General features: G+C 73.1%; 9 protein-coding genes. 5 read left to right on the forward strand and 4 right to left on the reverse strand.

Features of this window, described 5'->3' with window-relative positions:
- The first annotated feature begins 4 nt into the window (after positions 1–4).
- The 3 genes from ACGFI7_RS14430 (at position 5) to ACGFI7_RS14440 (ending at position 6,026) form a co-directional block, all read left to right on the forward strand.
- Positions 5–292 (forward strand): hypothetical protein, encoded by a 288-nt coding sequence (locus ACGFI7_RS14430; protein ID WP_393403823.1) that lies wholly within the window; start codon positions 5–7, stop codon positions 290–292.
- Positions 293–417: 125 nt separating this feature from the next.
- Positions 418–3,447: an ABC transporter permease gene (locus ACGFI7_RS14435; RefSeq protein WP_393403826.1), complete on the forward strand. Its 3,030-nt coding sequence runs from the start codon at positions 418–420 to the stop codon at positions 3,445–3,447.
- Positions 3,444–6,026, forward strand: a complete 2,583-nt coding sequence (locus ACGFI7_RS14440; protein WP_393403828.1) for an FtsX-like permease family protein — start codon at positions 3,444–3,446, stop codon at positions 6,024–6,026. Before ACGFI7_RS14435 ends, ACGFI7_RS14440 begins: the two co-directional genes overlap by 4 nt.
- A gap of 19 nt (positions 6,027–6,045) precedes the next feature.
- Here the strand turns inward: ACGFI7_RS14440 and ACGFI7_RS14445 are convergent, their stop codons facing one another.
- The 3 genes from ACGFI7_RS14445 to ACGFI7_RS14455 all read right to left on the reverse strand — a co-directional run bounded on the left by ACGFI7_RS14445 (position 6,046) and on the right by ACGFI7_RS14455 (position 9,339).
- Positions 6,046–7,467, reverse strand: coding sequence for a S28 family serine protease (locus tag ACGFI7_RS14445; RefSeq protein WP_393403830.1), 1,422 nt, complete (start codon positions 7,465–7,467; stop codon positions 6,046–6,048).
- 190 nt (positions 7,468–7,657) lie between these two features.
- Complete coding sequence (locus ACGFI7_RS14450) at positions 7,658–8,398, reverse strand: NAD-dependent epimerase/dehydratase family protein (protein WP_393403833.1); 741 nt, start codon at positions 8,396–8,398, stop codon at positions 7,658–7,660.
- Positions 8,398–9,339 carry an aldo/keto reductase gene (locus ACGFI7_RS14455; protein WP_393403835.1) on the reverse strand — a complete coding sequence of 314 codons (942 nt, stop codon included), beginning with the start codon at positions 9,337–9,339 and terminating at the stop codon, positions 8,398–8,400. The genes ACGFI7_RS14450 and ACGFI7_RS14455 overlap by 1 nt, the downstream gene beginning before the upstream one ends.
- A 298-nt stretch (positions 9,340–9,637) precedes the next feature.
- Here ACGFI7_RS14455 and ACGFI7_RS14460 point away from each other — a divergent pair, with 298 nt between their 5' ends.
- Together ACGFI7_RS14460 and rfbA are read left to right on the forward strand one after the other, a co-directional pair.
- Positions 9,638–10,540, forward strand: coding sequence for a putative sugar O-methyltransferase (locus ACGFI7_RS14460; protein WP_393403837.1), 903 nt, complete (start codon positions 9,638–9,640; stop codon positions 10,538–10,540).
- Positions 10,541–10,585: 45 nt separating this feature from the next.
- Entirely contained in the window at positions 10,586–11,476 is an 891-nt protein-coding gene (gene rfbA, locus ACGFI7_RS14465) for a glucose-1-phosphate thymidylyltransferase RfbA (RefSeq protein ID WP_393403840.1), read from the forward strand.
- Between the two features lie 15 nt (positions 11,477–11,491).
- Here the strand turns inward: rfbA and ACGFI7_RS14470 are convergent, their stop codons facing one another.
- Entirely contained in the window at positions 11,492–12,934 is a 1,443-nt protein-coding gene (locus ACGFI7_RS14470; RefSeq protein ID WP_393403843.1) for an NDP-hexose 2,3-dehydratase family protein, read from the reverse strand.
- Positions 12,935–13,073 lie beyond the last annotated feature (139 nt).

A 13,073-nucleotide genomic window follows, 5' to 3' on the forward strand; every position in this document is an offset into this window, starting at 1 on the left:
CATCATGAGGATCACCCACAACACCGTCCCGGGCATCGGATCCGTCCACCACACCGACACCCGGCGAGGCGACCACCTCGCGGTCATCGTCACCGCCGCGGGACGCACCCTGGTTCTCTACGACCAGCACGATCCCGACACCCCCGCGCACACCGTGGAACTCGACCAGCGGGAGGCCGACCAGCTCGCCGGCCTGCTGACCGGCCGCCCCGGCGCGGGACGTCCCGTCGCCGACCGGATCGCCGCGGTGGAACGCCGCCTGACCAGCGTGGAGCAGCGCCTGGCCGCGTGACAGGCGCTTTCTGTCACGGTTTCGGCATCACACGGGCGTATCAGGTCCGTCACCGTTGAAGGATCCACCCTTGCCCCCGCTTCGGCCGCCCCCCGAAGGTCGATGCGACGGGCGAAGGGGGACGGATGCGGGCTCCGTTGGTCGTGCGACGGGCGTTCAGCGAGCCGTTGCTCCTCCTGGCCGCGTTCGGGTCGATCCTCCTGGCGACCACGACGCTGGTGGCGCTCACGATGTACGTCTCCTCGATCGGGGACGCCGGTGTCCGCCGGGTCCTGGAGACGGCCCCGTACCACCAGACGGCCGCCACGATCAGCGCCCCGGCCGACGCCGAGACCTTCCCCCGGTACGACCGGGCCGTGCGCGACGAGCTCACCGGCGTCTACACCACACTCCCGGCGGTCACCACCAGCCTGCGCTCCGGCTCGTACGTCATGCCGGGCCAGGACGGCGAGAAGCAGCCCGAGCTGCTCAGATTCGGCAGCCATGACGCGCTCGACCGGCACGCCCGGCTGATCTCCGGCCGATGGCCGGGGACCGGCGGACCGGCCGTCGAGGCCGCGATCTCCACCCAGGCCGCCGAGGCGACCGGGTTCGGGACCGGCCGCGAGTTCGTCACGAAAGGGCGGATCGACGGGCGCCCGGTCACGGTCCGCGTCGTCGGCGTCTTCCGGCTCGACGACCCCACCAGCGAGCGCTGGGCCGGCGACGACCTGCTGACCAGGGGCGTGGAACACGGCGACTACGCCACGTACGGGCCGCTGATCGTCTCCGAGGAGACCTTGCTCACCCGCCTCGGCACCGGCGTCAAGGCCGTCTGGAGCGCGGAGCCGGACCTCGGCGCGGTGACGTTCGAGCGGCTGCGCCCGCTGGCCGACGAGATCGACCGGACCCGCGAGCGCCTCACGGCGGCCGGCTGCGTCGACTGCCTGGCCGTCAGCCGCCTGCCCGCACTCCTCACCCAGCTCGCCACCGCGTCCCTGGTGGCCCGCTCCACCATGCTGATCCCGGTGCTGCAGGTGCTGCTGCTGGCCGCGTACGCGCTGATGCTGACCGCCCGGCTGCTCGCCGACCACCGCCGGATGGAGGTGGCGCTGCTGCGCTCGCGCGGCGCCGGCACGACGACCCTGGCCGCGCTGGCGGCGGGCGAGGCGCTGCTGGTGGCGGTCCCGTGCGCGGTCGTCGCGCCGTTCCTCGGGCCGCCGCTGCTCGACCTGGTCCACCGGCTGCCGTGGATCAGGGCCTCGGGGGTGAGCGTCACGCCGACGGCCGATCCGGGCGCGTTCCTGGTCTCGTCCGGCGTCGCGCTGGCCGCCGCCGCGCTCCTGGCGCTGCCCGCGCTGGCGGGCGCGAGACGCACGTACGTGGAGGAGCAGTCGGCGCGCGGCCGGGGCGTGCGCGGGCTGATCGAGAAGGCGGGCGCGGACCTGGCGCTGCTGGTGGTGGCCGGGCTGGCGGTCTGGCAGCTGCGGCGGTACGGCGCGCCGGTCACCGCGACGGCCGCCGGCGGGCTCGGCGTCGACCCGCTCATCGTCTCCGGTCCGGCGCTGGCCCTGCTCGCGGGTGGCATGCTCGCGCTGCGGCTGGTGCCCCGGGTGTCGCGGCTGGCCGGGCGGCTGACGTCGCGGCGGCCCACGCTCGCCCCCGCGCTGGGGACCTGGCAGGTCAGCAGGCGGCCGCTCACCTACTCCGCCCCGGCGCTGCTGCTCACCATGGCGATCGCGATCGGCGTCCTGTCCGTGACCACGACCTCCACCTGGCGGGCCTCGCAGCTCGACCAGGCCGCCCACCAGGCCGGGTCCGATCTGCGCCTGACCGGGCCGCCCGCCGGTCCCGAACTGGGCGCGCTCGGCCGCGGCACGGCGTTCACCACGCTGCCCGGCGTCACCGCCGCCTCACCCGCGCTGCGCCGGCCGACCCAGGTGAGCGGCGAGGCGGCGCTGCTGCTCGCGCTCGACGCCGCCGCGCTCGGTGAGCTGTTCGACCTGCGTCCCGACCTGTCGGCGCGGACGGTCGCGCAGCTGTCCCGCGACCTCGCCGGAGACCGGGCGGGCAGGCTGGACCTGCCCGGACAGCCCCGCACGCTCACCGTCCAGGTCCAGGCGGAGGCGCCCACCCCGGCGCGGCTGGTGCTGTCCGACGCGCTCGGCGTGTGGCGGGAGCTGGCGCTCGGCGACCTGCGGGTGGGCGGCAACCGGATCGAGCTTGACCTGACCCCGCTGGCCGGCCGCACGGGCGGGATCACGTACCCGCTGGCGCTGCGCGGCCTGGTCACCGACGAGCCGGCCGGCCTGCGACTGACCGGGCTGGACGCCGGCGGTCAGGACGTGCCGATCCCCCCGGTCTCCGACGAGCTCTCGGGCGTGGTCGCCTTCGCGCCGGCCCGGCAGCCAGGACCGCTGCCCGTCGTGCTCACCCCCGGCCTGGCCGCCGTGCTCGACCTGGGCGCCGGGCGGACCGGCCCGGCCGAGGTCGCCGGCCGGGTCGTGGACGTCAAGGTGGTCGGCGTCGTGACCAGCATGCCGACGAGCGCCCCCGGCGAGGAGGCGGTGCTCGCCGACTGGGAGACGCTGCAGGCCTATGAGCTGGCCGCGGCGCAGCCGCCGCAGCCCGCCACCGAATGGTGGCTCGCCGCCCGCGACACCGCGCCGGCCAGGGAGGTCCTGCGCGCGCATCCGCAGTGGGACGTGACCGTGACCGACCGGCGCGAGCTGACGGCGAGCCTGCGCGACGACCCGCTGGCCAGCGGGCTGCAGGGGGCGCTGATCCTGGGGTTCGCCGCGGCGCTGGGCTTCGCGGTGCTCGGGTTCCTGGCCAACGCCGTGGTCGCGGCGCGGGAGCGGAGGGCCGAGTTCGCCGTCCTGCGGGCGCTCGGCGCCGGCCCACGCCAGCTGTTCGGGCTGCTGGCGACGGAGCAGGCGTTCGTCATCGGGCTGTCGCTGGCGGCCGGCACCGGGCTCGCCCTGGCCGTCGGCACCCTGGTGATCCCGAACCTCGTGCTGACCGGGCAGGCGTCGGCCGTCACCCCCGGCGTCCTGCTGAGCATCCCGTGGGCGGCCACGGGCGCGCTGCTGGCGTCGGTCGCCGCGGTGCTGCTGGCCATCGTCGCCGGGCTGGCCCGGCACCTGCGGCGCGCGCGAACCCTGGAGGACCGGTGAGGATCCCGCTGGGCGCCCGGTCGCACGCGGGCACGTCGGCACTGCTCGCGGTGCTCACCGCGGTCGCCTGCCTGCTCGTCGCCGGGCTTCCCCGGATGACGCAGGCGTCGTTCGACGAGGCCCTGCGCCGGGCGCTGACCGCGGCCCCCGCCGTGCGGACCGACGTGACCGTGACCGGGGTGCCGGGCACGGCCGACGGGGAGCTGCACCAGCGCGCGCGGTTCGAGGACGTCGACGCCCGGTGGCGCGGGCTGCTGCCCGCGACGCTGCGGCCCCTGATCCGGGCCGACGGCCACATGAGCGCCAAGACCGTACGCACCCCCGTCACCGGGGCCGGCGGCACCGCGTTCGTCAACCTCGGCTGGCTGTCCGACGCCGACCGGCGGGTGGACTGGGTGGAGGGCCGTCCGCCCGGCGCGCCGTCCACGACGCGCCGGGACGGCGTGACGCTCCCGCTGATCGAGGTGGGCGTGGTGGAGGAGGCCGCGCGCAGGATGGGCCTGCGGGTCGGCCGGACCTTGACGCTGGGCGAGAGCCCGCACACCGCGGTGCGGATCGCCGGCGTCTTCGCCGCCGAGGACCCGGACGCGCGGGCCTGGAGCCACGACCAGGACATCCTGCGCGTCACTCACGTGGTGCCGCAGAACGGGCCGGAGGAGTTCCACACCACGACGCTGATGTCCGACGAGAGCCTGTCCCAGCTCAGCAGCAGGTGGCGCACCCTGACCTACCGCTGGATCCTCCCCGTCGACGGGCGGGCCGCGCGGGCGCTGGACGCGCCGGACGCCGGCGCGGGCGTCGAGGCGTTCAAGCGGGAGCTGGCGGTCGCGCGGACGGGCACCACCAGCTACCGCGTGATCACCGGGCTGCCCCAGCTGCTGGACGAGTTCCAGGCCGCGCTGTCGGCGGCCAGGACCGTCATGGACCTGGTGCTCGGCGGGCTGCTCGCGGTCGCGCTCGGCGTGATCGCGCTGGGCGTGCGGCTGCAGACCGACCGGATGGACCACACCCTGGCCCTGGCCAGGGCGCGCGGCGGATCACTGCGGCAGGTGGTGACCGCCGGGGCCGCGCTGACCGCCCTCGCGGTCGGCCCGGCGGCCCTGGCCGGGTACGCCTCGGCGTTCCTGCTGCCGGGTCCCGCGCCGGCGATCGCCCACCTCGGGCCGGCGGCCGTGGTCGCCACCGCCGTGGCCTACGCGGTGGTGCGGGTGGCGCGTGCGCACCGCGTGCCGCTGCCGGAGCGCCGCGACGACGTGGCCGCCGTCCGGCCGTCCGCGCGGCGGGTGACGCTGGAGGCGCTGGCCGTCGTGCTCGCGCTGGCCGGGGCCTACCTGCTGCGGGCGCGCGGGCTGTCGGGCGCCGCGCGGGAGGACCCGTACCTGCTGCTGATCCCGGTCCTGCTGACGGTCGCGGCCGGGCTGATCACCATGCGCTGCTACCCGTACCCGCTGCGGCTGCTCGTCCGGCTGGCCGAGCGCGGCCGGACGGCCGTGCCGTTCCTGGGGCTGACCAGGGCGGCCAGGGCGCGCTCCGCGGGGACGCTGCCGGTGCTGGTCCTGCTGCCCGCGCTGAGCGTGTCGGTGTTCGCCGCGATGATCGCGGAGGGGATCGCCACCACGCAGCGGGTCGCGTCCTGGCAGCGGGTCGGCGCGCCGATCAAGCTGACGTCCGACGAGGACATCCCGGCCGGCGTCATCGAGCGGGTACGCGCTGCCCCCGGGGTCGAACGGGTGGCGCTAGCGCTGACGGGCCGGGCGCAGATCACCGCGACCGGGGAGCGGCCGCTGGCCATCGCGGTGGACCTGGAGGAGTGGCGGCAGGTCGCCGGAGACGCGCCCGTCGGCCTGCCCACGCTGTCCGGGAGCCGGTCCGCGCTGCTCTCGCCCGGCCTCGGCGAACGCGGGACCTTCGCGATGATGTGGCTGTCGCCGGTGGAGCTGACCACCCAGGGCGTGATCGAGTCGCTCCCGGGGTTCCACCCCGGCGGGCAGTTCCTCCTCGTGCCGCGTGACGTGCTGCCCTGGCCCGCCGCGAACACCCTGCTGATCAAGGGCGACATCGCGCCCGCCGAACTGGCCCGGCTGGTCCCCTCGGCCACCGTGGAGACCCAGGAGCGGGCACTGGCCGCCATCCGGGCCGACCCGCTCACCGGCACGGTCCGCACGACGCTGCTCGTGGTGACGGTGGCGCTCGGCGCGTACGCGCTGGTCGCGATCGTCCTGTCACTGGTCGTCGGGGCGCCCGAGCGGGCCAGGGCGGTGTCGCTGCTGCGCACGCTCGGCCTGTCCGACCGGCAGGCCGTGCGGCTGACCCTGCTGGAGCCGCTGCCGCTGGTCGCCGTCACGGCGCTGGTGGGGCTGGCCCTGGGCCTGGGACTGCCCGCCGCGCTCGGGCCGGGCGTGGACCTGTCCTCCTCGGCGGGCGGCCTGACCGTCGGCGACCACACCCCCGGCCCGCTCACACCTCTGACGCTGGCGGCCGGGCTGGTCGTCTGCGCGCTGCTCGGCGCGTACGCGCACAACGCCGCCGGCCGCCGTCGCGACCTCGGCGCCGTCCTGCGGGTGGGGGACCGGTCGTGAACCCCGGCCCCCCGGCGGGTCAGCGGGTACGGCGGTCGGGGAGCATGTCGTCGTCCGGGATGGCGGCCGCGCTCCGCTGGGCCGCCTGGGCTCCGGACACACCCGCCCAGCGGAACAGGGTCGCCGTGGCCGCCTGCCGCTCGGCCTCGGGCAGGCGGGAGATGTTCGCGCCGTGGTTGGCGCCGGGCGCGACATACAGGTACGAGTCATGCCTGCTGGGCGTGAACCGCTCCGCGCTCCACGGGTCGTTCTCGCCGTAGACGAACATCATCCGGCTCGACTGCTTGCGCACCCAGTGATCGACGTCCAGCATCGGGACCGGGTCGTGCCAGGAGCGCAGCTCGGCCGGGATGACCGAGTTGGGCTGGTAGAGCCCGGGATAGCGGGTCAGGCCGCGCAGGTGCCGGAACTTCAGCGTGGGCCAGCCGAGCTGGGTGGCCGCCTGGTAGTAGTACGGGACGTAGTAGGCGATGCCCTGGTCGGTGTAGAAGGAGAAGCCCGCGACCGTGTCGATCCAGTCGTAGATCTCGTCGTCGGTGGCCGTGGCGGGCGGCACGTCCGCGCACTGGCTCGCGTCGGAGTACTGCCAGAAGGCCCACACCGCGTCGAGGACGGTCATCTCGAACGACCGGTCTGCGGTGCCGAGCGACTGGGCGAAGGTGTAGCCGTCCCGCGCGGCCTCGGCCTCCCACCGGGCCACCAGCCTGTCGCGCCGCTTGAGCGCCTCCTTCTGGACGTCGTCCAGCTTGGCGCGGCAGGAGGCGTCGGCCACGTTCGCGAAGAACGCGTCGTAGGCGTGGTCGGCCGGGTTGACCCGGTCGTTGGGCGCGACGTAGGCGACCACGCCGTCGACGTCGCCGGGGTAGAAGCGGCGGTGGTAGACCGAGGTCATGCCGCCCTTGCTGGCGCCCGTCTGGATCCACTTGCCGCCGTAGACCGTCTTGAGCGCCTGGACGATGCGGTGCTCGTCGCTCGCCTCCTGCCAGATGTCCAGCGTGCCCCAGTCGGCCGGGTCCGGCCGTGAGCTGCGGAAGAACCGGTGCTCGACCGACACCTGGTTGGCGCCGAGCAGCCGCGTCGGCTCCGTCTGGGAGGCGGCCGGGTTGACGGGCAGGCCGTAGCCGCCGGTGTAGAGCACCACCGGGGCGTCGTCGGACCGGTGCAGCAGGGTGAGACGCTGCTGGTAGGTGCCCCGGTGCGGGCGGCGGTGGTCGACCGGCTGGGTGAGGGTGAGGACGAAGAAGCGCAGGCCGCCCGGCTGGGTCTCGGAGACGACGGTCAGGCCGGGGATGGCGGCGAGCTTGGCCGGCAGGGGATCGGTGACCGTGCTGCTGACCGCGGTGGCGGACGGGACGGTGGCCGAGGCCGGCGCGGAGACGGCGCCGGTGACGCATAAGGCGAGGGCGACGGCGGCGGGGAGCAGCCGGGTGCGGGTGGACATGCTTCTCCTGAGGATGCTCGGAGGCGATCGAGACGCAAGTCGGACGTCCCCACTTATATCCGCCGCTGAGCACCCGGTCGAGCAGGAAGCCGGTCGCGCCGATGAGCAGCATCGTCGCGGCCGGCCGCTCGTGGCCGAGGTTGTCGCGGGCATGTCCCGCCCGTGACCCACGGGTCCCGGGGACCCGCCCTCAGTACAGGTGGGCGTAGACGCGGACGAGGCGGTCCAGGTAGGCCTCGTCCGCCGTCGGCCACTCCAGTCCGGGGGTCAGGCGGTGCAGCTTGGCGGTGGACACCAGCGTGCGTGACGGCGGCGTGTCCACCACCTCGCGCGTCGCCCGTACGGCCAGGCGCCGTTCGAGGTGGTCGACGATCGCCTCCACCGGATAGGGGGCGCCCGTCGCCACGTTGACGGTCTCCTTCTCCACGCCGGCGGTCAGCAGGGCGTCCACAGCCCGCACCGCGTCCGTGACGTCCAGCAGGTCACGATGGCAGTCGCGGTAGAGGCGGACCTTCCCCGCGCGCACGGCGCGGACCATGGAGGGGAAGAGCTGATGATCCCGCTGCCCGGCGCCGACGGCGTGGCTGAGCCGCACGATCAGCCAGCACACGCCGCTCGCCCCGACCATCGACTCGATCCCGAGCTTGTGCCGGCCGAAGGGGCTGGCCTGGGAGCACGGGTCGGCCTCGGCCGCCGGACGTGCGGTGTTCCCGTAGACGGCGTGCGACGCCGAGGAGAAGACGACCACGGTCCTGTCGCGGCGGCGGCAGTCGGCGAGCACGTCGCGCAGCATGGTCTCCTCGCGGGCGAACACGCCTCGGTCGGCGATCCCGGTGCTCGACGGCCCCGCCGCGACCAGCGTCACCCGTGGATGCCGGTCGCTCAAGACGGCGAAGGCGGAGGCCAGGAACCCCCGTCCGACGATCTCCATCACCCGGCCTCGCTGAAGATCTTCCCGAGTTCCTCGGGGACCTCCACGTCGAGCGCGCGGACGGCGCCGTCCAGATGGGCCATCGTGCGCGGCCCGATCACGATCCCGGTGACATCCGGCCGCCCGAGCACCCAGGCCATGGCCGCCTCCGCGGGGTCGAGGCCCAGCCCCGCGCAGAACTCCTCGTACTCCTTGATCTTGGGACGCCAGCGCGGCAGCGCCTCCATCGCGCGGCCCTGCGTGGTCTTGACCGCGCTGCCCTCGGCCAGCTTGCGCAGCGCCCCGCCGAGCAGCCCGCCGTGCAGCGGCGACCACGCCAGCACCGACACGTCGTAGGCCCGGGCCGCCGGCAGCACCTCGCCCTCGACCGTCCGCGCCACCAGGTTGTAGACGCACTGCTCCGACACCAGCCCGAGCCCGCCCACCCGGCGGGCGGTCTCCTGCCCCGCCGCGAGGTTCCAGCCCGCGAAGTTGGACGAACCCACGTACCGGACCTTTCCCTGCCGGATGAGGATGTCCATGGCCTGCCATATCTCGTCCCACGAGGCGTGGGGATCCACCCGGTGCATCTGGTACAGGTCGATCCAGTCCGTGCGCAGGCGGCGCAGCGACCGCTCGCAGGAGGCGATGATGTTGCGGATCGACAGGCCGGAGTCGTTCGGCCAGTCGCTCATGGGGTTGCACACCTTCGTGGCGAGCACCACCTTGTCCCTGCGGCCGTCGCCCTTGGCCAGCCAATCGCCGAGCAACTCCTCGGTGAACCCCTTGTGATGCTGCCAGCCGTAGTCGTTGGCGGTGTCGACGGTGTTGATCCCGTGGTCGAGCGCGGCGTCGAGCAGGGCGAACCCCTCTTCGCGGGTCGTACGGACACCGAGGTTGAGTGTGCCGAGGATCAGGCGGCTCACTTGGAGAGCGCTTCGGCCGAGACGGGCGTGTCGCATGGGTTCTCCTGGATGCGGAGCGCCTGGATACCGTACACACCACTTACTATCTTCGCTTCTCCGGGAAAAGGAGAGGCGCGCGCCCCTATTCCGGCCGGCGCGACCCCACATCAGTGAACCGGCGGAACGGCTCCGACGGGCGGCCGCCGCCGACCCCTAATCGCGCCGCTAAGGGTGGAAACGCGCTGCGCGATGGCCGTTCGATATGGCGAGGACTCGTCATGCCGAGCGCCGTGATCCCCTTCTCGTTCTCCCGCGACGGCCGAGGACACGACCAGCGACACGAAAGGACGGCACGATGGCGCAGACTTTCCAGGCCAGCCGCATGTGGGAACGCATCTCCGAATTCTGGGTGACCGAGGACGCGGCGGTCGACCTGACCTCTTTCAAGGTCGACCACAGAAACTACAACCTGTCGCTCTGGGACCCCACGGTGAACGGCGTCCGCTATTTGAAGGCGATGCTCTACCACGTCGCGATGGAACTGACCGACGAGGACTGGGCCAGGGTCAAGAACATCCGCAACCGTGAGGTGGGCGGTCCGATCACCGTCCGGATCAACGGCGAGCCGGTGTGCATGGACTACCTGCAGGCCTCGCTGGAGCTGGGCTTCATCGAGCCGCACGTCGCCCTCGACGGCGCCAGGGTGCTGGAGATCGGCGCCGGCTACGGGCGCACCTGCCACGCGACGCTGTCCAACCACGACCTGTCCGGCTACTGCATCATCGATCTGAAGAACACCCTGGGGCTGAGCCGCAGATATCTGCGCGAGGTGCTGGACGACGAGCAGTTCGCGAAGATCACCTTCGTCGAGGTGGACGAGATCGGCTCCGCCCTGCCCGCCGAGGACTTCGACCTGTGCGTCAACATCCACTCCCTCACCGAGATGCCGCCGCGGACCGTGCGGGCGTACCTCGACCTGATCGCCGCCCGCTGCGGCGCGTTCTTCGTCAAGAACCCGGTCGGCAAGTTCCTCGACAAGAGCCTGGACGGCCACTCGAAGGGCGAGGAGGCGGTCCGTAACGCGCTGGAGGCCGGGCCCCTGCGCGAGGTGGTGGACATCTACGACAACGAGGCGGTCGAGGCCAGGGTGCCGGACTTCGTCGAGGCCTACCGGCCCGCCGAGGACTGGCGGTGCGTCGCCGACGGACGGGCGATCCCCTGGAGCTACTTCTGGCAGGCGATCTTCAAGAAGCCCTGAGACGGCACCCTCCCGGTCCACCCGTGCGGGGAAACGAGGTACGGCATGAAGGGCATTGTGCTCGCGGGCGGCTCCGGCACGCGGCTCTATCCGGCGACGCTGGCCGTGTCCAAGCAGCTTCTGCCGGTCGCCGACAAGCCGATGATCTATTACCCGCTCTCCGTGCTGATGTTCGCCGGCATCAGGGAGATACTGATCATCTCCACGCCCCGCGACCTGCCGCACTTCAGACGGCTGCTGGGTGACGGGTCCCAGTTCGGCCTGCGGCTCGACTACGCCGAGCAGCCGGAGCCCAACGGCATCGCCGAGGCGTTCATCATCGGAGCCGACCACGTCGGCGACGACTCCGTGGCGCTCATACTCGGCGACAACGTCTTCCACGGGCACGCCTTCTCCCAGGTGCTCGCCGAGAACGCGCGCAGCGTCGACGGCTGCGTCCTGTTCGGCTACCCCGTACGCGATCCGCAACGCTTCGGGGTGGCCGAGCTGGACGCGAAAGGCGAGCTCGTCTCCATCGAGGAGAAGCCGGCGAACCCGCGTTCGGACCTGGCCGTCACCGGCCTCTACTTCTACGCCAACGACGTCGTGGACATCGCCAAGAACCTGCTGCCGTCGCAGCGGTGCGAGCTGGAGATCACCGACGTGAACCGGGCGTTCCTCGGCATGGGCCGCGCCAGGCTCGTGCAGCTCGGCCGCGGGCACGCGTGGCTCGACACCGGCACGCCCGGCGCGCTCCTGCAGGCCGGGCAGTACGTGCACATCATGGAGGAGCGGCAGGGCGTGCGCATCGCGTGCCTGGAGGAGGTCGCCCTGCGCATGGGGTTCGTGGACGCGGACGCGTGCTACCGGCTCGGGCAGAGGTGCGCGACCTCCAGCTACGGCCAGTACGTCATGAGCATCGCCATCGCCCACGGCGCCGACCCGGCCGGCGGCTGAGCCACCGGCGCCCTGTCACGGCGCGTTCCCCCCGACGAGGCTGGCCAGGCCGGCGAAGAGACTCCGGGCCTGCACGTTCACGTAGTGGCTGTGCCGCAGGAGACGGCCGAGCTGGCTGAGGGTCAGCCACCGATAGCCGGGCGGCACATCCCGGTGGCCCAGGCCGTCGGTCTCGACCACCATGTAGCGCGTACGCGCGTGGTGGAAGCGCCCGCCTTCCTCCGAATGGACGGTGTCGAACCGGATCCGGTCCTGGGCCGCCTCCTGGACGGCGTCCAGGAAGCGCGGCCGCGCCAGCGTGGGGAGCGCGTCCAGGTCGCCGGGGACGCACTGGACGGTGGGGCCGAGCTCCACGACGGTGAGCGTGCCCGGTTCCGGCTGGGCCCGCACCAGCACGTGCAGCACCCCGCCGAACTCCTGGACCAGGAAGGCGGCGAGCCCCGGCCGCACCGGTTCGATCATGGGCTGGGTCCAGTGCGAGACCTCGCGGTTGCCCGTCCAGACGGCGACGCCCATCACGGTGAAGAAGGCGCCGCTCTCGTGGGCCAGCACGTCGTGCCGCCGTTTCCAGCCGCTGACGTCGTTGAGCGCGATCCCGCGGGTGGCCACGTCGTGCCGCGACCGCGCCTCGGTGATCCAGTGCAGCACCTCGTCCATCGTGTGCAGACCGGTGCCGCCCTCGTCCAGGGAGCGCACGAGCGCCGCGGAGAACGCCGAGACGGCGGCGTACTGGCGCGTCATGCCGGGCCCGGTGTACGGCAGGCAGGAGAGCACGGTGCGGGCGTCCATGCTGACCAGGTCCGGCACGGTCAGCAGGCGCTGGATCTGCCCCAGGGTCAGCCAGCGGAAGCCGTCGGAGACCTCGACGTCGGCGTCGATCTCGATCACCATGTTGCGGTTGCTCTTGCGGTAGCACCATCCGCCCAGCTCGGACTGGAGGACGTCGCTGATCACCTGGCGCGGGCGGGCCCGGTGGAACCACTCGATGTGCGGAACGGCCTTGCCGCCGTGGACCCGCCCGTAGTTGCTCCTGGTCGCCTGCACGGTGGGGGACAGCTGCAGGCCGTTGACGTTGCCCGGCTCGTTCTTGGCCTGCATCAGGAAGTGGAGGATCCCGTCGATCTCCTTGACGAGGATGCCGAGGGTGCCGATCTCCGGCTGGCGGATGATCGGCTGCGTCCAGTGGACGTCGCGCTCACCCCGCTCCCGCATGTCGAGACCCTCCACCGTGAAGAACCGGCCGGTCTCGTGGCGCAGGTCGCCGGTGACGGCGTCGGTGTGCCAGCCGGCCAGGTCGTCCAGGGCGACGCGGGACACGGTCATCTGGTCCACCCGCCCCCGCCCGTCCCACCAGGAATGGAAGGACTCCAGGTCGGACCCGCCCGCCAGCGCGGAGGCCGCGACTCGGGCGGGATCACGCAGGCTCCGGCTCGCTGCCCGGGTGCTGAGTCGAGGCACTGGCGCTCCAATCTGTGCCGCGGGGGCTTTCGTGCTCACGCGAAATGGCCCACCGTGGCGGTGCAGAGTCGCGTACCTCTCCCAAACTGCCGAATGAACATTTCCACCGGCAATGGCATGGCGGTCGAATAGCGGTCGA

This window comes from Nonomuraea sp. NPDC048826 (genome assembly GCF_043198225.1).
Classification (GTDB): domain Bacteria; phylum Actinomycetota; class Actinomycetes; order Streptosporangiales; family Streptosporangiaceae; genus Nonomuraea.

Excerpts from the sequence above, each read along its gene's own strand:
- ACGFI7_RS14435 (WP_393403826.1), top strand. The coding sequence starts at position 418 with ATGCGGGCTCCGTTGGTCGTGCGACGGGCGTTCAGCGAGCCGTTGCTC.
- ACGFI7_RS14430 (WP_393403823.1), top strand. The coding sequence starts at position 5 with ATGAGGATCACCCACAACACCGTCCCGGGCATCGGATCCGTCCACCAC.
- rfbA (WP_393403840.1), top strand. The coding sequence starts at position 10,586 with ATGAAGGGCATTGTGCTCGCGGGCGGCTCCGGCACGCGGCTCTATCCG.
- ACGFI7_RS14450 (WP_393403833.1), bottom strand. The coding sequence starts at position 8,398 with ATGGAGATCGTCGGACGGGGGTTCCTGGCCTCCGCCTTCGCCGTCTTG.
- ACGFI7_RS14455 (WP_393403835.1), bottom strand. The coding sequence starts at position 9,339 with ATGCGACACGCCCGTCTCGGCCGAAGCGCTCTCCAAGTGAGCCGCCTG.
- ACGFI7_RS14460 (WP_393403837.1), top strand. The coding sequence starts at position 9,638 with ATGGCGCAGACTTTCCAGGCCAGCCGCATGTGGGAACGCATCTCCGAA.
- ACGFI7_RS14445 (WP_393403830.1), bottom strand. The coding sequence starts at position 7,467 with ATGTCCACCCGCACCCGGCTGCTCCCCGCCGCCGTCGCCCTCGCCTTA.